Source organism: Klebsiella sp. 64 (assembly GCF_018223915.1).
GTDB classification, from domain to species: domain Bacteria; phylum Pseudomonadota; class Gammaproteobacteria; order Enterobacterales; family Enterobacteriaceae; genus Klebsiella; species Klebsiella pneumoniae.
Genome location: NZ_JAGRQZ010000020.1, coordinates 1 through 22,008, shown reverse-complemented (window position 1 = coordinate 22,008; position 22,008 = coordinate 1). Strand labels below are relative to the sequence as shown.

The following is a 22,008-nucleotide window of genomic DNA, read 5'->3' as shown; positions in this document are numbered from 1 at the left end:
GCATTTTTAATCAAAACGCAGAAAGGGTATAAAAAGGCGTACGAACGGCTATCATAGAGGTGACAGTTTTGTTACGGAGTATTCATGGAGTTACGAAACGAAGCATTCCACCTGCTGCGCCAGCTTTTTCAACAGCATACCGCCCGCTGGCAGCAGGCGTTGCCGGACCTGACTAAACCTCAGTATGCGGTGATGCGCTCGGTAGCGGAGCACCCCGGGATCGAACAGGTGGCGCTGATTGAAGCGGCGGTCAGCACCAAGGCTACGCTGGCGGAGATGCTCAGCCGAATGGAAGCGCGCGGCCTGGTGCGCCGGGAGCACGATCCGGCCGATAAACGCCGCCGTTTTGTCTATCTGACCGACGAAGGCGAGGCGTTGCTTAACCGTTCCATTCCGCAGGGCAATGAGGTCGATGACGAGTTTCTCGGCCGCCTGAGCGATGACGAGCGCGAGCAGTTCTCCCGGCTGGTGCACAAAATGATGGCGCCCTGAACGGGCGCTTAACCGACCTTCTCGCGCAGGAAGTCAATAAATGCCCGCACCCGGGTCGGCAAATGCTGAGAGTCGGGATAAAGGGCATACACGCCCTGCTGTGGGAAATGGTATTCCGGCAGGAGCGGCACCAGCTCCCGCTGCGCCACCTTTTTGGCTACCAGCCATGCGGGCAGCAAGGCGACGCCGCATCCCGCCAGAGCAAAGCTCATCAGCGCCGTAGCGCTATCAGCAGAAAACCGTGGCGCGCTGGCTATCGCGAAATCCACCTCTGTCTGGTGATCCGTGCGCAGCTGCCAGCGCAGCGGCGTCGGCAGGCGCTCGTGAATAATCCACTCAGCTTGCGCCAGATCGGACAGCGTCTGCACCGGATGGCTTGTCAGCCAGGCCGGAGAGGCGACGGGCAGGATCGCGAAACTGGCTATCCGCGTCGCCCGATAGCGGGAATCGGCCAGCGTACCGAGGCGTATCGCCACATCAAATCGTTCTGAAATGAGGTCGGCATGATGGGAGGAGGAGACGTGGCGCACCCGCAGCGCCGGATGACGACGGGCGAACGCGGCCAGCGCTGGAATGATAACCTGCTCGCCATACTCCGGCGTGGTGGTGATCCGTAGCTCCCCGCTTAAGCCGCTATGGCTGGCCCGCACCTCATCCTGGAGATTTTCCGCCGCGTTCAGGAGCGCCACCCCGCGCTGATAGAACAGCACCCCGGCGTCAGTAAGCCGCAAACGCCGCGTCGAACGCAGCAGCAGCGTCACCCCCAGCTCATTTTCCAGCTGCCGTACGTTAAAGCTGACCACCGCCTTGGTCTGCCCCAGCGCCGCTGCGGCCAGGGTGAAACTGCCGGCATCTACCACGGCGATAAACATAGTCACGCGCTGAAGATTAAGCATCGTCGTCCGGATGATTGTCAAAAATATTCAGACAGTATATCCCGATTAGTCCCGTTTATCCCTCGCTGCGGCAGGTTTACAGTAGCCGCCTGTCTGAGGGAGTGAACCATGACCTACCGCCACCGCGTTGCCACCGTTTTTCTGTTCGGCTTTTTTCTCGATTTGATCAATATGTTTATCGCCAGCATCGCCTTTCCGGCAATCAGCCGCGCGCTGGCGGTTTCCGTCTCGCAACTGGCGTGGGTCAGTAATGCCTATATTCTCGGTCTGACGGTCGTTGTGCCGTTCAGCGCCTGGCTCAGCGAGCGCTGGGGGGCGAAACGGCTGTTTTTACTCTCGCTGGGGCTGTTCAGCCTCGGCGCGCTGGCGGCAGGGCTTGCCAACAGCCTGAGCGAACTGATTTTATGGCGGACGCTGCAGGGGATGGGCGGCGGGCTGTTAATCCCCCTCGGCCAGGCGCTGACGTGGCCGCTGTTTCAGCCGCATGAGCGGGCGAAGCTGTCGGCGGCGGTGATGCTGGTCGGCCTGCTGGCCCCCGCCTGCTCGCCGGCGATCGGCGGCCTGTTAGTCGAGGCGTTCAGCTGGCGCTGGGTCTTTTTCGCCAGCCTGCCTGTCGCTCTGCTAACCTTTGTGCTGGCGGTGCGATGGCTGAACGACACCCCCCGTCCGGTTCGCCCGACTCGCTTTCTTCCACTGTCGCTGCTGGCCGATCCCCTGCTGCGCTTCGCGATGCTGATCTACCTCTGCGTCCGGGGATGTTTATTGGCGTCAACGTGGTGGGGATGTACTACCTGCAACGCGTCAGCGGGATGGCGCCGGGGGCAATCGGTGCCCTGATGGTGCCCTGGTCGCTGGCCTCGTTTGCCGCCATCACCTTTACCGGCAGATATTTCAATCGCTTCGGGCCCCGGCCGCTGGTTGTCATCGGCTGCCTGCTTCAGGCGATGGGGATCATGCTGCTGCTGAAGATCGATGCGGACAGCTCGCTGGCGCTGTTGATTCTGGCCTTTACGCTGATGGGCGGCGGAGGCAGCTTATGCAGCAGCACCGCGCAAAGCAGCGCTTTCCTGCATACGCCTGCCGAAAAGATGCCTGACGCCAGCGCGCTATGGAATCTTAACCGCCAGCTCAGCTTCTTTGCCGGCAGCGCCCTGCTCGCCCTGCTGCTGAGGGTATTCCCGCCGGCCTACGCCTGGCAGGGGATATTTATCAGCGCCGCCGTCATTACCCTGTTGCCGCTGCTGTTTTGCCTGCGGCTGAATAATCGGGCGATTATCCATCGCCTGCACACCACTCTGGAGAAGTCATGAATCCTTATCTGCAGGAAGTCCTCGATGCCCATGTCCTTATCGAACGCTGGTTAAGCCATGGCGAAGGAAGCGCTGAGGCGCTGATGAAACGTTTTGCCGCCGATTTTACCATGATCCCCTTGAGCGGTGAGAAGATGGACTACCCAACGGTGAGCCGTTTTTTCCACCACGCCGGCGGCAGCCGTCCGGGGTTAGATATCGTAGTGGATCAGATGGAAATCATCAGCGAGTGGCACGACGGCGCCGCAGTGCTATATCGTGAAAGCCAAACGCTGGCGGATAGCAGTCAGAACGTTCGCTGGTCGACGGCGATTTTTCAGCAAGCGGAAGGGAAAATTGTCTGGCGCCATCTGCAGGAAACCCGCCTCGGCTAGCCCAAAGAAAAAGGCCCCGACTTTCGAGGGGGCCTTTTTGACAGAAAACGTCTTATTCGCGGAAGAGCGCTTCGATATTCAGCCCCTGTCCCTGCAGAATTTCCCGCAGGCGACGCAGACCTTCCACCTGGATCTGCCGCACGCGTTCGCGGGTCAGGCCAATTTCACGGCCCACATCCTCCAGCGTGGCAGCTTCATAACCCAGCAGACCAAAACGACGTGCCAGAACTTCACGCTGCTTGGCGTTCAGTTCGAACAGCCATTTGACGATACTTTGCTTCATATCATCGTCCTGCGTGGTGTCTTCCGGGCCGTTCTCTTTCTCATCGGCCAGAATATCCAGCAGCGCTTTTTCTGAATCGCCACCCAGCGGAGTATCCACGGAGGTGATGCGCTCGTTCAGACGCAGCATACGGCTGACGTCATCGACCGGTTTGTCCAGCTGTTCGGCGATCTCTTCCGCGCTAGGCTCGTGGTCCAGCTTATGGGACAACTCGCGCGCGGTACGCAGATAGACGTTCAGCTCTTTAACAATATGGATCGGCAAACGGATCGTACGGGTTTGGTTCATGATCGCCCGTTCAATAGTCTGGCGGATCCACCAGGTCGCGTAGGTCGAAAAACGGAACCCACGTTCCGGGTCAAACTTCTCAACGGCGCGGATCAGGCCGAGGTTACCTTCTTCAATCAGATCCAGCAGCGCCAGACCACGATTGCTGTAACGACGGGCAATCTTCACCACCAGACGCAAGTTACTTTCAATCATGCGACGGCGTGAAGCGACATCACCACGCAGTGCGCGACGCGCGAAATAGACTTCCTCTTCCGCGGTCAGCAGTGGGGAATAACCAATCTCTCCAAGATAAAGCTGAGTGGCGTCAAGTACGCGCTGGGTTGCGCCTTGCGACAGCAGCTCTTCCTCAGCCAGATCGCTATCACTGGGTTCCTCTTCTACTAAGGCTTTCTCGTCGAAAACCTCAATTCCGTTCTCATCAAATTCCGCGTCTTCATTTAAATCATGAACTTTCAGCGTATTCTGACTCATAAAGGTGGCTCCTACCCGTGATCCCTGAGCAAAGCACCTTCCACGGCACATCAACAAACGACGCCTGGACGATTTCCCCTGCCCTCTCTGCGAGAGGAACGTAGACACCGCCCTGGCGCCTGTTAGCTGATGCTTCGCTTATCCGTACTTTGCCAAATTATCGCTGCGGTAAGTACTGCAGCGGGTTGACGGATTTCCCCTTGTAACGAATTTCAAAATGTAATCTTGTTGAGCTGGTTCCGGTGCTACCCATGGTAGCGATTTTCTGCCCCGCTTTGACTTCCTGTTGCTCCCGAACCAGCATGGTATCGTTATGAGCGTAGGCACTCAGGTAATCATCGTTGTGTTTGATGATAATAAGATTACCGTAGCCGCGCAGTGCGTTACCGGCATAGACGACGCGCCCATCGGCGGTCGCGACAATAGCCTGTCCCTTACTGCCTGCAATATCGATACCTTTATTGCCGCCTTCCGCGCCGCTAAAGTTCTCGATAACCTTGCCATCAGTCGGCCAGCGCCATGCTGAGATCGGCGAACTGGTTGACGTACTGCTTGCAGTCGGCTGGGTTGTGCTCACCGTTGTTGGTGCCGTCACCGGCGCGACAACCGTTGTGGTCGTGGTCGCTGGTTTATTATTAGGCAACATCTTGGTAGCACTCTGTTCACCTGAAGATTCAGAATACGTAATAGTCGGTTGTGAAGCAACCACCGCGGTCGATTTTTGTGCAGAAGTTGTGCTGGTCGTCGCACCGCCGCTCGCTCTGGCGCTGGCCTGAGAAACGGCGTTTTCGCCGGTGATCGGCTGGCCTGAGGCGTTACCGACCTGCAGTACCTGCCCCACGTTCAGCGCGTACGGGGCCGGGATATTGTTGCGTTGCGCCAGGTCGCGGAAATCGTTGCCGGTGACCCAGGCGATATAGAATAGCGTGTCGCCGCGTTTTACCGTATAGGTACTGCCGCCGGTATAGCTACCTTTCGGAATATCGCCATATTTGCGGTTGTAAACGATCCGGCCATTTACCGTCTGTACCGGCTCCTGCGCCACCGGCGCCGGCTGCGGCTGAATGGTCTGGGTCTGCATCGGCTGAATCGGCTGCGCCTGAGGAGCGGACTTGACGCCGGAGGGTGGCGGCGTAATCAGCATGCCGGAGTTGGTGCTGGAAGAGGCGGCGCCGCCGGCAGAGCTAACCGGCGCAGGCGGATTATTGGTGTTGGTACACCCGGCCAGCCAGAGTGAAACCAGTGAAAGAGCCGCAATACGGCTGACGGTAAATTTGGTGCTTCCCGCGCTCATTTATCCCCCAGGAATATGTTAACTGCCAATATCTTGCTTACCGGGCGGCGCCCGGCCAGGACACTGAAAAATGTGTCCACCCTACGCCTAAAGTCAGGCAAAAAAAACCTGGAATAATCCGGGTCTCAGGCCAGCTCCCCCTTCACCAGGGGAACAAAGCGAACGGCCTCGACGGTATCAATGATAAATTCGTTGCCCCGACGACGGATCCGTTTGAGAAACTGATGCTCTTCGCCGACCGGCAGCACCAGCACGCCGTCATCATCCAGCTGCGCCAGCAGCGCGGTCGGTATTTCCGGCGGCGCCGCCGTCACAATAATGGCATCAAACGGCGCCCGCGCCTGCCAACCTTGCCACCCATCGCCATGACGGGTTGAAACATTATGTAAATCAAGTTGTTTCAGGCGACGACGCGCCTGCCACTGTAAACTCTTAATTCGCTCTACCGAGCATACGTGATGCACCAGATGCGCCAGGATGGCCGTCTGGTAGCCGGAACCGGTGCCGATCTCCAGCACCCGCGACTCCGGCGTCAGCGTCAGCAGCTCGGTCATCCGCGCCACCATATACGGCTGGGAGATGGTCTGCCCCTGGCCAATCGGCAGCGCGGTGTTTTCCCACGCTTTATGTTCAAAGGCTTCATCAACAAACTTTTCGCGCGGGACCAGCGCGATCGCCTCGAGGACACGTTCATCGACGATGCCCTGCGTGCGCAGTTGATTCAACAAACTTTCAACACGTTTACTTACCATTGCCTGTCAACCCCGACACGTTCCAGCCAATCGGTGACCACCTCATGCGCCTGATGGGCGGTTAAATCGACGTGCAATGGCGTCACGGAAACATAGCCTTCATCCACTGCCGCAAAATCGGTGCCCGGCCCGGCATCGCGCTTATCGCCCGGCGGGCCAATCCAGTACAGGGTGTTGCCGCGCGGATCTTTTTGCGGGATCACCTGGTCGGCCGGATGGCGGTTGCCGCAGCGGGTCACGCGAATGCCCTTGATTTGATCAAGCGGGAGATCCGGCACGTTGATGTTAAGGATCCGCCCGGTACGCAGCGGCTCGCGGCTTAAGGCGCGCAGAATGGTGCAGGTTACCGCCGCGGCGGTATCGTAATGCTGATAGCCGTTCAGCGACACGGCCAGCGCGGGGAACCCCAGATGACGGCCTTCCATCGCCGCGGCCACGGTGCCGGAATAGATGACGTCGTCGCCCAGGTTGGGGCCGGCATTAATGCCGGAAACCACGATGTCCGGACGCGGGCGCATCAGCGCGTTCACGCCGAGATAGACACAGTCGGTCGGGGTGCCCATCTGGACGGCGATGTCGCCATTTTCAAAGGTAAACGTACGCAGGGACGATTCCAGCGTCAGCGAATTTGAGGCCCCGCTGCGGTTACGATCGGGTGCAACCACCTGGACCTCGGCAAACTCCCTTAAGGCCTTCGCCAGGGTCTGTATCCCCGGCGCATGGATCCCGTCATCGTTACTCAGCAATATTCGCATAGTCACCCGTTGTATTGATAAGCTCCCTGACCACGCTGGTGGCGAAGCTGCCCGCCGGCAGCCAGAAACGCAGTTCAACGGTTACGTCATCCCACCAGTTCCAGCTGAGCTGCTGTGGATAGAGAAGCATCGCCCGGCGCGCCGCCTCGACTTTCTCCCGTACCAGCAGCGCCTGCAACGCGGTTTCCTCGGCGATCGCGGCCTGCTCGAAAGCCAGGGCGTCGCGCTGGCTTCCCCAGTCGCCGCTGCCCGGCAGCGTGGCCGTAATCATCAGTTCGCGGTTATGCACCCGCGCCTGCGAAACCTCGAGTTCTTCCGGTGTGACGACAAACCAGCTCCCGCGCCCCGCTAATTGTAGCGCATCGCCATCAACGACCTGATTAAATTCCGTTTTTTTTAATCTAATACTCACTTGCTGATTAAACAACGCGCTGCGGGCTGCCGACAACCAAAAACTGCGCTTATTGCGATCGCGCACTGGCGCGCCGCTCTCCGCCCAGCGCAGGGCGCCCTGCAGGTTACTGCCGCCAATGCCGAAGCGCTGCGCGCCGAAATAGTTCGGCACTCCCCGTTCAGCGATGGCCTGCAGACGCGTCTCCACGTCCTGGCGATCGCTAATCTCGCGCAGGATCACGGTAAACTGGTTGCCTTTCAGCGCGCCTAAACGCAGCTTACGCTTATGGCGAGCATATTCCAGTACCTGGCAGCCCTCGAGCTGAAATTTGCTCAGGTCCGGCATCTCTTTGCCGGGCACCCGGGCGCACAGCCACTGCTCGGTGACCGCGTGCTTATCTTTTTGCCCGGCGAAGCTCACTTCACGGGCGTGGATCTTAAGGAATTTTGCCAGCGCGTCGGCGACAAAGCGCGTATTGCAGCCGTTTTTCAGGATCCGCACCAGCACGTGTTCGCCTTCGCCGTCCGGGGCAAAGCCCAGATCTTCCACCACCAGAAAATCTTCCGGATTGGCTTTCAGCAGCCCACTGCTCTGCGGCTTGCCGTGCAGCCAGGTCAGTTGGTCAAAGGCGATCATTTGTCGGCCTTACGCAGCAGCGCAACCGCTTCGCAGGCGATCCCTTCCCCGCGGCCGGTGAAGCCGAGCTTCTCGGTGGTGGTCGCTTTCACGTTGACGTCGTCCATATGGCAGCCGAGATCCTCAGCGATAAAGACGCGCATCTGCGGAATATGCGGCAGCATTTTCGGCGCCTGGGCAATAATCGTGACGTCGACGTTGCCGAGCGTATAGCCCTTGGCCTGAATGCGGCGCCATGCTTCGCGTAGCAGTTCGCGGCTATCGGCGCCTTTAAACGCCGGATCGGTATCGGGGAACAGCTTGCCGATATCGCCCAGCGCCGCGGCGCCAAGCAGCGCGTCGGTCAGCGCATGCAGCGCGACGTCGCCGTCGGAGTGGGCCAGCAGCCCTTTTTCATAAGGAATGCGTACCCCGCCAATGATGATTGGGCCTTCACCGCCAAAAGCGTGTACGTCAAAACCATGTCCAATTCGCATTAAGCTTTCTCCTGGTGTCGGGAACGGGTGAGGTAAAATTCAGCCAGCGCCAGGTCTTCCGGGCGCGTCACTTTAATATTATCCGCGCGTCCGGCGACCAGCTGCGGATGGAAGCCGCAGTACTCCAGCGCCGAGGCTTCATCGGTGATAGTGGCTCCCTCGTTTAGCGCGCGAGTGAGGCAATCCACCAGCAGCTCGCGAGGGAAAAATTGCGGGGTGAGCGCATGCCACAGGTCATTGCGGTCGACGGTATGGGCGATAGCGGTTTTGTCCGGCTCGGCGCGCTTCATGGTGTCGCGCACTGGCGCCGCAAGGATCCCGCCGACGCGGCTGGTTTCGCAGAGCGACAGCAGGCGGCTGAGGTCGTCCTGATGCAGGCAGGGGCGCGCGGCGTCATGCACCAGCACCCACTGCGCCTCCGGCAACGCCTGCAGGCCGGCGAGCACCGAATCGGCACGCTCGGCGCCGCCATCCACCACGGTAATCTGCGGATGCTGCGCCAGCGGCAGCTGGCTGAAGCGGCGATCGCCGGGGCTGACGGCAATCACCACCCGCTGGACGCGCGCATCCGCCAGCAGCGCGGCGACCGCGTGTTCGAGAATCGTTTTGTTACCGATTGAGAGATATTGTTTCGGGCATTCCGTTTGCATGCGGCGGCCGAAACCGGCTGCCGGCACCACGGCGCAAACGCCCGGAAAAGTGGCTGCCATGTTGTAATCCTGGGCCTGGTTATCGATTGTTCTGCTGTTGCCCCGATGCCTGATTGCGTTTAGACGCATCCGGTACCAGACGATAGAAGGTTTCGCCCGGGCGGGTCATGCTGAGTTCATTGCGCGCACGCTCCTCAATCGCTTCCTGCCCGCCGTTGAGGTCGTCAATTTCGGCAAACAGCTGATCGTTGCGTGCTTTTAATTTGGCGTTAGTCGCCTGCTGGGCGGTGACGTCGTCGTTAACCCGCGTGTAGTCATGCAGGCCGTTTTTACCGAACCACAGCGAATACTGTAGCCAGACCAGCAAAGCTAATAATAGCAGCGTTAGTTTACCCATCCTGCCCCCTGAAAAACGGCATCATCATCCCAAAACTCGCCCGGGTACGCTACCGGGGCGCGCGGACGATGCCGCGTAACGCGGGGACTGTACCATATTTTTGCTGTCGATACCCATGCTTGATTCATACCAGCAACGGGTTATCCCAACAGCCAGAGGAAGAGTAGCGCAAACATCAGCCCAACGGTCAGGATGGTCGCGCTGACGCTATAGAGCAGTTTGCCATTGAGCAGAGAGTGCAGCGCAATACCGACCACCACCGCCACCGGCATCAACGCAAGGAAGAATGGCCAGGTGTAGAGGAGAAAGAAGAGTGTATTACTGCCATAGAGAAGGAAGGGAATACCCAGCGCCAGCAGCCACGAAATAAAGCCCACGGCAGCGCCCGACAAAGACCAGGTGGTCTCGTCGCCGATCGCCGGAGGCGGTTCTGAACGAATAATACTGAGGTTCTGGGTATTGCGCATATCGAATCCTGTAGACCGGGCAACCGGCACCCCTCGATGCCGCTGCCGTTTCAGGATCTGATAATATCGCTCTGTTGCAGCAGGTCTAATAGTTGGTGCACCAAATTTGTTACCAATTGTTCACCATCCAGATGAATTTCCGCCTTTTCCGGTGCCTCATAGACCGAGTCTATACCGGTGAAATTGCGTAATTCCCCTGCCCGCGCTTTCTTATACAATCCTTTCGGATCCCGCGCCTCGCAGATGGCCAGCGGGGTATCGACGAACACTTCGATAAAGCGTCCTTCCCCGAGGCGCTCGCGCACCATCTGCCGTTCCGCACGGTGCGGAGATATAAATGCCGTCAATACCACCAGCCCGGCATCGACCATCAGCCTGGCCACTTCCCCGACGCGGCGAATGTTCTCTTTGCGATCCTCATCGCTGAATCCCAGGTCGCTGCACAGGCCATGGCGCACGTTATCGCCGTCCAGCAGATAGGTGCTGACGCCGCGCTCATGCAGGGCCTCCTCCAGCGCCCCAGCGACGGTGGATTTACCCGACCCCGAAAGGCCGGTAAACCACAGCACCACGCCGCGATGGCCGTGATGCTGTTCCCGCTGCTGTTGGGTCACAGGGTGGGCATGCCAGACGACGTTTTCGTCATGCTGGGCCATTATTTGCCTCCCAGCAGGTCGCGGGCGTCCCAGTGCGGGAAATGTTTACGGATCAGCTGGTTCAGCTCCAGCTCGAAGGCGCTGTACTGTGATGCCGAAGTCGATGCCTGCAGGTGCGGCTCGTTGACCATCCCGGCGCCGACGGTGACGTTGGTCAGGCGATCGATAAAGATAAGCCCGCCGGTCACCGGGTTTTGCTGATACGGATCCAGCACTAAAGGTTCGTCAAAGGTCAGCTCCACCAGGCCGATGCCGTTCAGCGGCAGAGACTCGACTTCACGCTGGGTCAGGTTGTTAATATCGACCTGGTAGCGGATAGCGTCGACGCGAGCGCGGGTCTTCTTGCCGGCGATTTTGATGTCGTAGCTCTGGCCCGGGGTCAGCGGCTGTTCGGCCATCCACACCACGTCGATGCTGGCGCTTTGTACCGCCGGCAGCGAGGCTTGCGCGTCAACCAGCAGGTCGCCGCGACTGATGTCGATTTCATCTTTCAGCACAAGGGTAATGGCTTCGCCGGCGGCGGCTTCCTGCAGGTCGCCGTCGAAGGTGACGATACGCGCCACGCTCGATTCGACGCCCGACGGCAGCACCTTCAGACGCTGGCCAACCTGCACGGTACCGGAGGCGACCGTGCCGGAGAAGCCGCGGAAATCGAGGTTCGGACGGTTAACATACTGCACCGGGAAGCGCAGCGGCTGGCTCTCAACCACCCGCTGGATCTCCACGGTTTCGAGGACCTCCAGCAGCGTCGGGCCACTGTACCACGGCATATTCGCGCTCTGGCTGGCGACATTATCGCCTTCCAGCGCCGACAACGGCACAAAGCGGATATCAAGGTTGCCCGGCAGCTGCTCGGCAAAGGTCAGATAATCTTCCCGGATCTCGTTGAAGCGCGCTTCGCTAAACTCGACGAGATCCATTTTGTTGACCGCTACCACCAGGTGTTTAATGCCCAGCAGCGTAGAGATAAAGCTGTGACGGCGGGTCTGGTCGAGCACGCCTTTGCGCGCATCGATCAGCAGGATCGCCAGGTCGCAGGTTGACGCGCCGGTGGCCATATTGCGCGTGTACTGCTCGTGCCCCGGGGTGTCGGCGATGATAAATTTGCGCTTTTCGGTCGAGAAGTAGCGATAGGCCACGTCAATGGTGATGCCCTGCTCGCGCTCAGCCTGCAGGCCGTCCACCAGCAGCGCCAGGTCCAGCTTTTCGCCCTGGGTGCCGTGACGCTTGCTGTCGTTGTGCAGCGAAGAGAGCTGGTCTTCATAGATCTGGCGCGTATCGTGCAGCAGGCGGCCAATTAAGGTGCTTTTGCCGTCATCGACGCTGCCGCAGGTCAAAAAACGCAGCAGGCTCTTGTGCTGTTGCGCGTGCAGGTAAGCTTCTACGCCGCCTTCGTTGGCAATTTGTTGGGCAATGGTCGTGTTCATGGCGGCTCCTTAGAAATACCCCTGACGTTTCTTCAGCTCCATCGAGCCGGCCTGGTCGCGGTCAATGACGCGCCCCTGACGTTCGCTGGTGGTCGATACCAGCATCTCTTCAATAATTTCGGGTAGCGTCTGCGCTTCAGACTCCACCGCGCCGGTCAGCGGCCAGCAGCCGAGGGTACGGAAACGCACCATCCGTTTTTCAATCACCTCGCCCGGCTGCAGATCGATACGGTCGTCATCGATCATCATCAGCATACCGTCGCGCTCCAGCACCGGACGCTCAGCGGCCAGATACAGCGGCACGATTTCAATATTTTCCAGATAGATGTACTGCCAGATATCCAGCTCGGTCCAGTTGGAGAGCGGGAAGACGCGGATGCTTTCGCCTTTGTTAATCTGGCCGTTGTAGTTGTGCCACAGCTCCGGACGCTGATTTTTCGGGTCCCAGCGGTGGAAGCGGTCGCGGAAGGAGTAGATGCGCTCTTTCGCGCGGGATTTCTCTTCGTCGCGACGCGCGCCGCCGAACGCGGCGTCAAAGCCGTATTTGTTCAGCGCCTGCTTCAGCCCTTCGGTTTTCATGATATCGGTATGCTTGGCGCTGCCGTGGACAAACGGGTTGATACCCATCGCCACCCCTTCCGGGTTTTTATGCACCAGCAGTTCACAGCCGTAGGCTTTAGCGGTCCGGTCGCGGAACTCATACATCTCACGGAATTTCCAGCCGGTATCGACGTGCAGCAGCGGGAACGGCAGGGTTCCCGGATAAAACGCTTTGCGCGCCAGATGCAGCATTACGCTGGAATCTTTCCCGATGGAGTACATCATTACCGGGTTAGAAAATTCGGCGGCCACCTCACGAATAATATGGATGCTTTCCGCCTCCAGTTGCCGCAGGTGAGTGAGTCGTTTTTGGTCCATAACCGTTCCTTAAGCCAGATTGACCACCGAAGCGTTAAACCCCTCGGCGGATGATGTATGTTGAAACCAGGCGAGCTGCTGATGCAGCTGCACCACTTCGCCTACCACCAGCAGGGCGGGCATCGGGGCGTCTTTCGCCAGGTGTTCGAGTTGTTGCAATGTGCCGGTTATCGTCTGCTGATCGTCACGGGTGCCACGGGAAATCACCGCCACCGGCGTGTCGCTGTCGCGACCGTGGGCGATCAGCTGGGCGCTGATTTCCGCTGCCTTCATGGTGCCCATGTAGATCGCCAGCGTTTGTTGGCTCTTCGCCAGCAGCGACCAGTCGAAGGGGGCGCTGTCCGGCTTATAGTGGCCGGTGACAAAGACGGCGCTTTGCGCATAATCGCGATGGGTCAGCGGAATACCGGCGTAGGCCGTCGCTCCGGCGGCTGCGGTGACGCCCGGCACCACCTGGAACGGGATCCCCGCCTCGGCGGCAGCCTGCAGCTCTTCTGCGCCGCGGCCAAAAATAAACGGATCGCCGCCCTTCAGGCGCACGACGGTTTTCCCCGCCTTCGCCGCCTCCACCAGCAGCTGATTGGTTTCATGCTGCGGCACCGAATGCTCGCCGGCGCGTTTGCCAACGCAGATCAGCTCGGCATCGCGGCGCACCAGCTCGAGAACCGGCTGAGTCACCAGATGATCGTGGAAAACCACGTCCGCCTGCTGGATCGCCTGCAGACCGCGAAGGGTCAGCAGCCCGGCATCGCCCGGCCCGGCGCCGACCAGAATAATTTCTCCCGTCTCACGTTCGGGCTTATCCAGCTCATCCTGCAGCGCCTTTTCCGCCTCCGCTGAGTTGCCCGCCACCATCAGGCTGGCGAAGCGGCCGGTAAAGACGCGCTCCCAGAAGCGGCGACGCGCTTCGGTAGTCGTCAGGCGGGTTTTCAGATGGTTGCGCCAGTAGCTTGCTGATTCCGCCAGCCGACCGAGATTCGTCGGCAGCAGCGCTTCGATTTTTTCACGCAGAATGCGCGACAGCACCGGCGCTTTACCGCTGGAGGAGATCGCCACCAGCAGCGGCGAACGGTCGACGATAGAAGGGAAAACAAACGAGCACAGCGCCTGGTTATCCACCACGTTGACCAACCGGTAGCGCGCGTTAGCTGCCGCAAATACCCGCTGGTTAAGCGCATCATCCTCGGTGGCCGCAATCACCAGAAAGACATCATCCACCAGCGAGTCGCTGAATTCCGTCGCCCGCCAGCTGAGTGCCTGGCGCGCAGCCAGATCGGCCAGCGCCGGTGACAGCGTTTCAGCGACCACCTGCACCTGCGCCTGGGCGCGCAGCAGGAACTTGATCTTACGTTCAGCAATCTCGCCGCCGCCGATCACCAGCACGGGCCTTTGTTTCAGTTCGGCAAAAAGGGGCAAGTAATCCACGGTGCAACAACTCTCTTACATTCAGCGATACTGCGACTATAGGGTGCGCCTTAGAGCAAATGAAATTACGAAATGGAATGAGTTGTGACACAAAGGAATAACGCGGCGGAAATACAAATATCAAAAAGTGCTTAACGCGCTATTTTTCCGCTATTTAAGAGCAATTGAAATTGTTTAACCGCGGTCACAGTTTCATACTGTACGCGTCAAATTGTCTTGTTCGTGTAAGGACCCCTTATGTTTTCCGCGTTGTGCCGCCGTCTGCTTCCGCTGGCGCTCGGCACCGGTTTTGTTTTTGCCGCCGCCCCCGCATTCAGCGCGCTGGGCGACACCGCCAGTAGCCAGGCCCGCCATATCGCCACCGTCTTCCCGGGACGAATGACCGGAACGCCGCCGGAAATGCTCTCAGCTGACTATCTGCGCCAGCAGTTCGCCCTGATGGGGTATCAGAGCGACGTGCGAAGCTTCAATACCCGCTATATCTATACCGACAGCAATCAGCGTAAGAACTGGCATAACGCCACCGGCAGTACGGTGATCGCCGCCCATGAAGGTAAAGTGCGCCAGCAGATTATTATCATGGCACACCTCGACACCTATGCGCCGCAGAGCGATAAAGACGTGGAGAACAACCTCGGCGGCCTGACGCTGCAGGGCATCGACGACAACGCGATGGGACTTGGCGTATTGCTGGAGCTGGCGGAGCATTTAAAGAACGTCCCTACCCGCTATGGCATCCGCTTTATCGCCACCAGCGGTGAAGAGGAAGGCCGTCTCGGCGCGCAAAACCTGCTGCAGCGGATGAGCGAAGCGGAAAAGAAAAATACCCTGCTGGTGATCAATCTCGATAATCTGGTGGTGGGCGATAAGCTTTATTTCAACAGCGGCCGCAGCACGCCGGCCTCGGTGCGCAAGCTGACCCGCGATCGCGCGCTGGCTATCGCTCGCAGCAAGGGCATCGCCGCCTACACCAACCCGGGACTCAATCCGGCTTATCCGAAAGGCACCAGCTGCTGCAATGACGCCAGCGTCTTCGACAACGCCGGGATCCCGGTGCTGTCGGTCGAGGCGACTAACTGGTCACTCGGCAAAAAAGATGGCTATCAGCAGCGGAGCAAATCGGCCAGTTTCCCGCAGGGAACCAGTTGGCATGACGTCCAGCTGGATAATCAGCAGTATATCGACCACGCGCTGCCCGGGCGCATCGAACACCGCGGACGCGAGGTAGTGAAAGTCATGCTGCCGCTGGTGAAAGAGCTGGCGAAGGTGGAGAAGAAAAGCTAATACGCACAAAAGAACGCGCGGTATCGCCCGCGTGTTCTTTTTGAATTATCACTCAGAGGAAGAGCTAACAGCTTAACCCTCGTGCAATCCGCACTCGCGTTTAAGCCCGAAGAACCGGGTCTCTTCTTCTGCCATGCCCGGCTCCCATTTGCGGGTGGTGTGGGTATCGCCTACCGAGAGATAGCCCTGATCCCACAGCGGATGGTACTTCAGCCCGTGCTTCTGCAGGTACTGATACACCGTGCGGTTATCCCAGTCGATAATCGGTAGCACCTTGAACACCCCGCGCTGGACCGCCAGCACCGGAAGCGTAGCCCGGCTGCCCGACTGCTCGCGGCGCAGACCGGCAAACCACGTCTGCGCGTTGAGCTTTTTCAGCGCCCGGTTCATCGGCTCAACCTTGTTGATCTCATTGTATTTCTCAATGCCCTCAACGCCCTGCTCCCACAGCTTGCCGTAGCGCGCCTCCTGCCAGGCCGCGCTTTCAGCCGCGCGGTAGACCTTCAGGTTCAGCTTGAGCTTGTCCGTCAGCTCGTCAATAAACTGATAGGTTTCCGGGAACAGGTAGCCGGTATCGGTGAGGATCACCGGAATGTCCGGGCGGATCTGATTCACCAGATGCAAACTTACCGCCGCCTGAATGCCAAAGCTCGACGACAGCACATAGTTTCCCGGCAGATTTTCCAGCGCCCACGCCACACGCCCTTCGGCGTCAAGCTTTTCCAGTTGGGCGTTGGTTTCCGCGAGTGCCAGAATGCGTTCCACTTTCGGCAATGCATTAAGCGCGTTTAGATCGAGTACGGACATATGAACCTCGTTTGCCTGTTTTGCCGGACGACACTGCGTTCGTCCGGCCTACGGGTTTCGCTGGCCCGGATCGCTACGCGCCACCGGGCACCAGGATGTTATTCCCAGAAATCGCGGGCTGGGTCGAGCACCGGGCGAATGATGCCCGCACGCACCGTAAAATCGCCGAAGCCTTCACCCGCTTCGCGCTCTTTCGCCCAGCGCCCTACCAGTTCGTCTAGCGAGTCGAGAATTTCCGACTCGGTAATATTCTCACGGTACATCCGCGGGATGCGGGTGCCGTCGCGGTTACCGCCGATGTGCAGGTTATAGCGGCCCGGCGCTTTGCCCACCAGTCCCACTTCCGCCAGCATCGCGCGGCCGCAGCCGTTCGGGCAGCCGGTGACGCGGGTGACGATATGCTCATCGCTCACGCCGTGCTTGCTCATCACCCCTTCCACCTTGTCGATAAACGACGGCAGGAAACGCTCGGCTTCCGCCATCGCCAGCGGACAGGTCGGGAAGGAGACGCAGGCCATCGAGTTTTCGCGCTGCGGGGTGACGGCATTCATCAGGCCATGATCCCGCGCGAGCTTCTCGATCCGCGCCTTCTGATCTTCCGGTACGCTGGCGACAATCAGGTTCTGGTTAGCGGTGATGCGGAATTCGCCTTGATGGACCTTAGCAATCTCCAGCAGGCCAGTCTTCAGCGGACGACCCGGATAATCGAGAATGCGGCCGTTTTCAATAAACAGCGTCAGGTGCCACTTATCATCAATCCCCTTCACCCAGCCGATGCGATCGCCGCGGCCGGTAAATTCGTACGGGCGGATCGGCTCAAACTTAATGCCTGCCCGGCGCTCCACTTCCGCTTTGAAGGTTTCGACACCGACGCGCTCAAGGGTGTACTTGGTTTTCGCATTCTTACGGTCGGTACGGTTGCCCCAGTCGCGCTGGGTGGTCACAACCGCTTCCGCCACCGCCAGCGTATGCTCCAGCGGCAGATAACCGAATTCGCTCGCCGTGCGGGCGTAGGTTTTTTTGTTACCATGTTCGATAGAGAGACCGCCGCCCACCAGCAGGTTAAAGCCCACCAGCTTGCCGTTTTCGGCGATCGCCACGAAGTTCATGTCGTTGGCGTGCAGATCGATATCGTTCTGCGGCGGGATCACCACCGTGGTTTTAAACTTACGCGGCAGATAGGTCTGGCCGAGGATCGGCTCTTCGTCGGTAGTGGCGACCTTTTTCTGATCCAGCCAGATCTCGGCATAAGCGCGGGTACGCGGCAGCAGATGCTCGGAGATCTTTTTCGCCCACTCGTAGGCCTCAGCGTGCAGCTGCGACTCGTAGGGGTTGGAGGTGCACAGCACGTTACGGTTCATATCGTTGGCGGTGGCCAGCGCGTCCAGCCCCACCGAGTGCAGCATCTGATGCACCGGCTTGACGTTCTTTTTCAGAATGCCGTGGAACTGAAAGGTCTGCCGGTTGGTCAGGCGAATACTGCCGTAAATGGTGTTCTCAGCGGCAAACTTATCGATCGCCTTCCACTGGGTGGTGGTGATCACCCCGCCCGGCAGACGGCAGCGGAGCAGCATCGCATGACGCGGCTCCAGCTTCTGGGCGGCGCGCTCCGCGCGGATATCGCGATCGTCCTGCTGGTACATGCCGTGGAAACGGATCAGCAGGAAGTTATCGCCTTTAAAACCGCCGGTCAGACCGTCGTTTAAATCTTCCGCAATGGTGCCGCGCAGGTAATTGCTCTCAAGCTTCATGCGCTCGGCATCGCTCAGTTTACCTTCGACCACTAAAGGCCCCGGATGTTTTTCGCTCATTAGTAGACATCTCGCTGATAACGGCGCTCAACGCGCAGCTCACTTAAAAATTCGTCCGCCGCTTCGGCGTCCATCGCGCCGTATTCGGCAATCACTTCCAGTAAGGTGTTTTCCACGTCCTTCGCCATACGATTGGCGTCGCCGCAGACATAAATGTGGGCGCCGTCATTGATCCAGCGCCACAGCTCGGCCCCCTGCTCGCGCAGTTTGTCCTGCACATAGATTTTTTGTTGTTGATCGCGGGACCAGGCCAGATCGATACGGGTCAGCAGACCTTCCTTCATATAGCTCTGCCACTCCACCTGATAGAGGAAATCTTCGGTGAAGTGCGGGTTGCCGAAGAACAACCAGTTCTTGCCTTGCGCTCCGTCCGCAGCGCGCTGCTGCATAAAGGCGCGGAACGGCGCAATACCGGTGCCCGGGCCAATCATGATCACCGGGGTCTCCGGGTTGGCTGGCAGACGGAAGTTGTCGTTGTGTTCGATAAAGACACGGACTTCGCCATCCTCTTCCACGCGGTCGGCGAGGAAGCTGGAGGCGCCGCCAGCCCGGGCGCGGCCTTCAATTTCATAGCGCACCACGCCCACGGTGACATGCACCTCGCTCTCCACTTCCGCCTGTGAGGAAGCAATAGAATACAGGCGCGGCGTCAGCGGACGCAGCAGACCGATTAACGCCTCAGCGTCCAGCTGCGCTGGAGAGAAACGGACCATATCGACGATCGGCGTCGCGGCGGCATACTGCTGCAACTGAGCTTTGTCGCCCACCAGCGGCAGCAGCGATTCGCTGCGCGTCAGGGTGGCGTAGTTTTCAACGATAGTCGCGGTGTTAACCGTCAGCTCAAAATGCCACTGCAGGGCTTCCGACAGCGGCAGAGTTTTACCCTCAACGGTCACCGGCTCGTCGCCTTTCAGCCACAGCAGCTCCACCAGCTCTTTCACCAGCTGAGGATCGTTCTGGTACCAGACGCCCAGGGCGTCGCCCGGCTGATAGCGCAGACCGGAATCACCGAGGTCTATTTCGATATGGCGCACATCTTTTTCTGAATTGCGGCCGGTGATTTTCTGATTGACCGACAGGGTCGCCGTCAGGGGCGCTTCTTTGGTATATGGGCTGGTGTGAATATCGTTCACCGCGCCGCTGGTGGCCAGCTGAGCGGGCGCAGCGACCGGCGCACGGGCCTTCAGCGCCTCAACCACGCGCGCGCGCCATTCAGCGGCCGCGGCCTGATATTCAACGTCGGCATCAACGCGATCGAGCAGACGTTCCGCGCCGAGCTCGGCCAGCTTGTTGTCGAAATCTTTGCCGGACTGGCAGAAAAATTCATAAGAGGTATCGCCGAGACCAAAGACGGCGAACGCGGTCCCGTCCAGCTTCGGCGCTTTCTTAGAGAACAGGAACTTATGCAATGCGACCGCTTCTTCCGGCGGCTCTCCTTCCCCCTGGGTGGACGTCACTACCACCAGCAGTTTTTCCGCAGCAATTTGTTTGAATTTATAATCGCCTGCATTCACCAGCTTCACGTTCAGCTTCGCCGCCAGCAGATCGTCACGCAGCGCTTCGGCGACGCGGCGGGCGTTGCCGGTTTGCGAGGCGGAAATCAGCGTGATCGTCGGTACCTCGGCGGCCGGGGCGGGGGCGGCTACCGCCGCGCCGGACTGCTGATTCAGCACGCCCCAGAAATAGCCAGATACCCAGGCGAGCTGAGTGGGCGTGAAGTCAGTGGTGGCCGCCTGAAGGCGCGCCAGTTGCTCCGGGTTGAGCGGCAGCAAGTTGGAAGGTGGGGCCTGTGTCGTCATGCGTCGTTTGTTCCAGTAAGCAAAGCTGTTATTCGCACCCTGTCAGCGCGACAAAAACAGAAGAGAATAGAAGGTTAACGGCGGGCATAGTAACAATTAAAGAAGGGATGGAAATAATAAATAACCAAATGGACTAACCTGTTTTAGTTGTAGTTATTAACAACAAAATCGATTAAATAAGCAATTGAAATATAAGAGATTAAATCAAATAAAGCAGATAAACATGTCCATTTTCTGTTCACGGCCGTTTTAGTTAATGCGAAAAAATGTACTTTCCGGTACCCTACGGCGGTTTTTTTCGTCCTGTTGAGAGTCAATGATGTCCACCACGCTGTTTAAAGATTTCACCTTCGAAGCCGCCCACCACCTGCCGCACGTCCCGGAAGGACACAAATGCGGTCGCCTGCATGGCCACTCCTTTATGGTGCGTCTGGAGATCACCGGTGAAGTCGATCCCCATACCGGGTGGATCATGGATTTTGCCGAGCTGAAGGCCGCCTTTAAGCCGACATACGATCGCCTCGACCACTATTATCTGAACGATATTCCTGGTCTGGAAAACCCCACCAGCGAAGTGCTGGCCAAATGGATCTGGGATGAGATGAAACCGCGGGTGCCGCTGCTGAGCGCCGTGATGGTCAAAGAGACCTGCACCGCCGGCTGCGTCTATCGCGGCGAGTAAGCGAAAAAAAGCCCGGTCAGTACGCTGCCGGGCTTTTTTATCAGGCAATATTCAGATACTTGTGCGTCTGCATAGACAGGCGCCAGTTGCGGGCGATGCAGGTGTCGATACACAGGCGCGTCGCATCTTCTTTCTGACTGATCGGCTGCAGGGCGATGATCCGCGGTTTGTCATCGCTCAGCGTTTCCAGCAGTTCGTCCAGCGCTTCTATGTCGCGGACGCGCCCTACCGGATGCTTGATCTCATCCGCCCGCTGCAGGGCCTGAGACAGCACGTCATAGCCACCGCGCATGTTGACCTTCGGGGAAACCGTCACCCAGGTATTGGGGCTGCAGCGTACTTCATGGGTGCCGCTGGTTTCAATCTGACAGCTAAAGCCGTTTTGTTCCAGAAGCGAGGTTAACGGCGTTAAATCATGAATGCAGGGCTCACCGCCGGTAATGACCACGTGGCGGGCTGTCCACCCCTGCCGCCCAATAATCGCCAGCAGATCCTCGCTGCTTGCCGGGCCCCACTTGTCGCTCTCTTTGGTTTTCGCCAGGATGCTGAACAACGACACTTCCCGATCGGCCAGCTTGTCCCAGGTATGCTTGGTGTCACACCACGCGCATCCTACCGGGCATCCCTGCAGACGAATAAAGATGGCAGGCACGCCGGTGAAGTAACCCTCGCCTTGCAGGGTCTGGAACATCTCGTTAATCGGGTACTGCATAGTCATCTCTGTTTAGGGTGATAAACGTTCATTATCGCAGATTTCGCTGCCCAGGTCTTGTCCTGCGCTGCGATCGCTTTTTTACCCCTCCGTCAATATCCGTGTCGGGAATAATATTATTGATTAAAAAGGCAATCTTTTCTTTTGGCTTAGTTTATTAGCATGATAAGAATTAAAATAAATAGCATTCTGACGCGCGGGGGGAAATATGTAACAAAAAATGTTATTCCTGTCATTCAGGATAAAATAAAAGGTCCAAGAACCAAAATAAAAAACCTTAAAATACAGTAATGTACAAACTGATACATGAAAGAGTGAATTATCTGGCCGATCTGCGAGTCCAATTCTATCCCCCGGTAATAATAACCTTAAACTGGTCTTAATAAAGCCCTGATCGGGCCCCTTTTTTATTTAATTGTCGTTTACTTTTGCCCGCCTAGAATCCCGCAGACCAACCATAATGAGATAGCGTTTATGACCACATTATTCATTACCGGCGTTACGGGGTTTCTGGGCGGTGCCGCGTTAGGGAAGGTGCGAATAAGCAGG

Annotated in this window: 22 protein-coding genes and 1 pseudogene; 5 read left to right on the top strand and 18 right to left on the bottom strand. The window is 58.4% G+C overall.

Going from position 1 to position 22,008, the window contains the following annotated elements; all coding sequences use genetic code 11:
- Nucleotides 1-84: 84 nt before the first annotated feature.
- Nucleotides 85-492 (top strand): MarR family winged helix-turn-helix transcriptional regulator, encoded by a 408-nt coding sequence (locus KHQ23_RS15580; RefSeq protein ID WP_002915102.1) that lies wholly within the window; start codon nt 85-87, stop codon nt 490-492.
- A gap of 8 nt (nt 493-500) precedes the next feature.
- On the opposite strand, the gene KHQ23_RS15575 is transcribed toward KHQ23_RS15580, so the two are convergent.
- The gene (locus tag KHQ23_RS15575) at nt 501-1,388 is read right to left on the bottom strand and encodes a LysR family transcriptional regulator (RefSeq protein WP_032434981.1); all 888 of its coding nucleotides are present in this window, start codon (nt 1,386-1,388) and stop codon (nt 501-503) included.
- A gap of 108 nt (nt 1,389-1,496) precedes the next feature.
- Here KHQ23_RS15575 and KHQ23_RS15570 point away from each other — a divergent pair.
- Together KHQ23_RS15570 and KHQ23_RS15565 are read left to right on the top strand one after the other, a co-directional pair.
- A pseudogene (locus KHQ23_RS15570) lies at nt 1,497-2,698 on the top strand (MFS transporter).
- Nucleotides 2,695-3,072 (top strand): hypothetical protein, encoded by a 378-nt coding sequence (locus KHQ23_RS15565; RefSeq protein ID WP_002915104.1) that lies wholly within the window; start codon nt 2,695-2,697, stop codon nt 3,070-3,072. The pseudogene KHQ23_RS15570 and the gene KHQ23_RS15565 overlap by 4 nt, the downstream one beginning before the upstream one ends.
- A gap of 52 nt (nt 3,073-3,124) precedes the next feature.
- Here the strand turns inward: KHQ23_RS15565 and rpoS are convergent, their stop codons facing one another.
- The 13 genes from rpoS to cysG form a co-directional block, all read right to left on the bottom strand.
- Nucleotides 3,125-4,117, bottom strand: a complete 993-nt coding sequence (rpoS, locus tag KHQ23_RS15560; RefSeq protein ID WP_002915106.1) for an RNA polymerase sigma factor RpoS — start codon at nt 4,115-4,117, stop codon at nt 3,125-3,127.
- A gap of 157 nt (nt 4,118-4,274) precedes the next feature.
- Complete coding sequence (gene nlpD, locus KHQ23_RS15555) at nt 4,275-5,411, bottom strand: murein hydrolase activator NlpD (RefSeq protein ID WP_004149542.1); 1,137 nt, start codon at nt 5,409-5,411, stop codon at nt 4,275-4,277.
- Between the two features lie 125 nt (nt 5,412-5,536).
- The gene (locus KHQ23_RS15550; protein ID WP_002915108.1) at nt 5,537-6,163 is read right to left on the bottom strand and encodes a protein-L-isoaspartate(D-aspartate) O-methyltransferase; all 627 of its coding nucleotides are present in this window, start codon (nt 6,161-6,163) and stop codon (nt 5,537-5,539) included.
- Complete coding sequence (surE, locus tag KHQ23_RS15545) at nt 6,157-6,918, bottom strand: 5'/3'-nucleotidase SurE (protein WP_004142750.1); 762 nt, start codon at nt 6,916-6,918, stop codon at nt 6,157-6,159. The genes KHQ23_RS15550 and surE overlap by 7 nt, the downstream gene beginning before the upstream one ends.
- Entirely contained in the window at nt 6,899-7,948 is a 1,050-nt protein-coding gene (gene truD / locus KHQ23_RS15540; RefSeq protein ID WP_004185423.1) for a tRNA pseudouridine(13) synthase TruD, read from the bottom strand. The genes surE and truD overlap by 20 nt, the downstream gene beginning before the upstream one ends.
- The gene (ispF, locus tag KHQ23_RS15535) at nt 7,945-8,424 is read right to left on the bottom strand and encodes a 2-C-methyl-D-erythritol 2,4-cyclodiphosphate synthase (RefSeq protein ID WP_004181093.1); all 480 of its coding nucleotides are present in this window, start codon (nt 8,422-8,424) and stop codon (nt 7,945-7,947) included. The genes truD and ispF overlap by 4 nt, the downstream gene beginning before the upstream one ends.
- Entirely contained in the window at nt 8,424-9,134 is a 711-nt protein-coding gene (gene ispD / locus KHQ23_RS15530; RefSeq protein WP_004151063.1) for a 2-C-methyl-D-erythritol 4-phosphate cytidylyltransferase, read from the bottom strand. The genes ispF and ispD overlap by 1 nt, the downstream gene beginning before the upstream one ends.
- A 19-nt stretch (nt 9,135-9,153) precedes the next feature.
- Entirely contained in the window at nt 9,154-9,471 is a 318-nt protein-coding gene (ftsB, locus tag KHQ23_RS15525; RefSeq protein WP_002915156.1) for a cell division protein FtsB, read from the bottom strand.
- A gap of 140 nt (nt 9,472-9,611) precedes the next feature.
- Nucleotides 9,612-9,938, bottom strand: a complete 327-nt coding sequence (locus KHQ23_RS15520) for a DUF3561 family protein (protein WP_002915157.1) — start codon at nt 9,936-9,938, stop codon at nt 9,612-9,614.
- Between the two features lie 50 nt (nt 9,939-9,988).
- Nucleotides 9,989-10,594 carry an adenylyl-sulfate kinase gene (gene cysC / locus KHQ23_RS15515; protein ID WP_002915158.1) on the bottom strand — a complete coding sequence of 202 codons (606 nt, stop codon included), beginning with the start codon at nt 10,592-10,594 and terminating at the stop codon, nt 9,989-9,991.
- Nucleotides 10,594-12,021 carry a sulfate adenylyltransferase subunit CysN gene (cysN, locus tag KHQ23_RS15510; protein WP_004181094.1) on the bottom strand — a complete coding sequence of 476 codons (1,428 nt, stop codon included), beginning with the start codon at nt 12,019-12,021 and terminating at the stop codon, nt 10,594-10,596. The genes cysC and cysN overlap by 1 nt, the downstream gene beginning before the upstream one ends.
- A gap of 9 nt (nt 12,022-12,030) precedes the next feature.
- A complete protein-coding gene (gene cysD, locus KHQ23_RS15505; protein ID WP_002915160.1) occupies nt 12,031-12,939 on the bottom strand; it encodes a sulfate adenylyltransferase subunit CysD in 909 nt (302 codons plus the stop codon).
- A 9-nt stretch (nt 12,940-12,948) separates the two neighbouring features.
- Nucleotides 12,949-14,355 carry a siroheme synthase CysG gene (gene cysG / locus KHQ23_RS15500; RefSeq protein ID WP_073553611.1) on the bottom strand — a complete coding sequence of 469 codons (1,407 nt, stop codon included), beginning with the start codon at nt 14,353-14,355 and terminating at the stop codon, nt 12,949-12,951.
- A 246-nt stretch (nt 14,356-14,601) separates the two neighbouring features.
- Between cysG and KHQ23_RS15495 the strand changes: the two genes are divergently transcribed.
- On the top strand, nt 14,602-15,648 hold the full coding sequence (locus KHQ23_RS15495; RefSeq protein ID WP_004174643.1) for an aminopeptidase: 1,047 nt from the start codon (nt 14,602-14,604) through the stop codon (nt 15,646-15,648).
- Nucleotides 15,649-15,720: 72 nt separating this feature from the next.
- Here KHQ23_RS15495 and cysH read toward each other — a convergent pair whose 3' ends face one another.
- From cysH to cysJ, 3 genes are all read right to left on the bottom strand, one after another.
- On the bottom strand, nt 15,721-16,455 hold the full coding sequence (cysH, locus tag KHQ23_RS15490; RefSeq protein ID WP_032434986.1) for a phosphoadenosine phosphosulfate reductase: 735 nt from the start codon (nt 16,453-16,455) through the stop codon (nt 15,721-15,723).
- A 98-nt stretch (nt 16,456-16,553) separates the two neighbouring features.
- The gene (cysI, locus tag KHQ23_RS15485; protein WP_032434988.1) at nt 16,554-18,266 is read right to left on the bottom strand and encodes an assimilatory sulfite reductase (NADPH) hemoprotein subunit; all 1,713 of its coding nucleotides are present in this window, start codon (nt 18,264-18,266) and stop codon (nt 16,554-16,556) included.
- Entirely contained in the window at nt 18,266-20,065 is a 1,800-nt protein-coding gene (gene cysJ, locus KHQ23_RS15480; RefSeq protein WP_211776847.1) for an NADPH-dependent assimilatory sulfite reductase flavoprotein subunit, read from the bottom strand. The genes cysI and cysJ overlap by 1 nt, the downstream gene beginning before the upstream one ends.
- 316 nt (nt 20,066-20,381) lie before the next feature.
- Between cysJ and queD the strand changes: the two genes are divergently transcribed.
- A complete protein-coding gene (gene queD, locus KHQ23_RS15475; protein WP_004174641.1) occupies nt 20,382-20,747 on the top strand; it encodes a 6-carboxytetrahydropterin synthase QueD in 366 nt (121 codons plus the stop codon).
- Between the two features lie 40 nt (nt 20,748-20,787).
- Here queD and queE read toward each other — a convergent pair whose 3' ends face one another.
- Nucleotides 20,788-21,459, bottom strand: a complete 672-nt coding sequence (gene queE, locus KHQ23_RS15470) for a 7-carboxy-7-deazaguanine synthase QueE (protein ID WP_002915210.1) — start codon at nt 21,457-21,459, stop codon at nt 20,788-20,790.
- Nucleotides 21,460-22,008 lie beyond the last annotated feature (549 nt).

What these genes read in the sequence shown, in the direction of transcription:
- KHQ23_RS15580 (WP_002915102.1), top strand. Translation starts at nt 85, where the DNA reads ATGGAGTTACGAAACGAAGCATTCCACCTGCTGCGCCAGCTTTTTCAA.
- KHQ23_RS15575 (WP_032434981.1), bottom strand. Translation starts at nt 1,388, where the DNA reads ATGCTTAATCTTCAGCGCGTGACTATGTTTATCGCCGTGGTAGATGCC.
- KHQ23_RS15565 (WP_002915104.1), top strand. Translation starts at nt 2,695, where the DNA reads ATGAATCCTTATCTGCAGGAAGTCCTCGATGCCCATGTCCTTATCGAA.
- rpoS (WP_002915106.1), bottom strand. Translation starts at nt 4,117, where the DNA reads ATGAGTCAGAATACGCTGAAAGTTCATGATTTAAATGAAGACGCGGAA.
- nlpD (WP_004149542.1), bottom strand. Translation starts at nt 5,411, where the DNA reads ATGAGCGCGGGAAGCACCAAATTTACCGTCAGCCGTATTGCGGCTCTT.
- KHQ23_RS15550 (WP_002915108.1), bottom strand. Translation starts at nt 6,163, where the DNA reads ATGGTAAGTAAACGTGTTGAAAGTTTGTTGAATCAACTGCGCACGCAG.
- surE (WP_004142750.1), bottom strand. Translation starts at nt 6,918, where the DNA reads ATGCGAATATTGCTGAGTAACGATGACGGGATCCATGCGCCGGGGATA.
- truD (WP_004185423.1), bottom strand. Translation starts at nt 7,948, where the DNA reads ATGATCGCCTTTGACCAACTGACCTGGCTGCACGGCAAGCCGCAGAGC.
- ispF (WP_004181093.1), bottom strand. Translation starts at nt 8,424, where the DNA reads ATGCGAATTGGACATGGTTTTGACGTACACGCTTTTGGCGGTGAAGGC.
- ispD (WP_004151063.1), bottom strand. Translation starts at nt 9,134, where the DNA reads ATGGCAGCCACTTTTCCGGGCGTTTGCGCCGTGGTGCCGGCAGCCGGT.
- ftsB (WP_002915156.1), bottom strand. Translation starts at nt 9,471, where the DNA reads ATGGGTAAACTAACGCTGCTATTATTAGCTTTGCTGGTCTGGCTACAG.
- KHQ23_RS15520 (WP_002915157.1), bottom strand. Translation starts at nt 9,938, where the DNA reads ATGCGCAATACCCAGAACCTCAGTATTATTCGTTCAGAACCGCCTCCG.
- cysC (WP_002915158.1), bottom strand. Translation starts at nt 10,594, where the DNA reads ATGGCCCAGCATGACGAAAACGTCGTCTGGCATGCCCACCCTGTGACC.
- cysN (WP_004181094.1), bottom strand. Translation starts at nt 12,021, where the DNA reads ATGAACACGACCATTGCCCAACAAATTGCCAACGAAGGCGGCGTAGAA.
- cysD (WP_002915160.1), bottom strand. Translation starts at nt 12,939, where the DNA reads ATGGACCAAAAACGACTCACTCACCTGCGGCAACTGGAGGCGGAAAGC.
- KHQ23_RS15495 (WP_004174643.1), top strand. Translation starts at nt 14,602, where the DNA reads ATGTTTTCCGCGTTGTGCCGCCGTCTGCTTCCGCTGGCGCTCGGCACC.
- cysH (WP_032434986.1), bottom strand. Translation starts at nt 16,455, where the DNA reads ATGTCCGTACTCGATCTAAACGCGCTTAATGCATTGCCGAAAGTGGAA.
- cysI (WP_032434988.1), bottom strand. Translation starts at nt 18,266, where the DNA reads ATGAGCGAAAAACATCCGGGGCCTTTAGTGGTCGAAGGTAAACTGAGC.
- cysJ (WP_211776847.1), bottom strand. Translation starts at nt 20,065, where the DNA reads ATGACGACACAGGCCCCACCTTCCAACTTGCTGCCGCTCAACCCGGAG.
- queD (WP_004174641.1), top strand. Translation starts at nt 20,382, where the DNA reads ATGATGTCCACCACGCTGTTTAAAGATTTCACCTTCGAAGCCGCCCAC.
- queE (WP_002915210.1), bottom strand. Translation starts at nt 21,459, where the DNA reads ATGCAGTACCCGATTAACGAGATGTTCCAGACCCTGCAAGGCGAGGGT.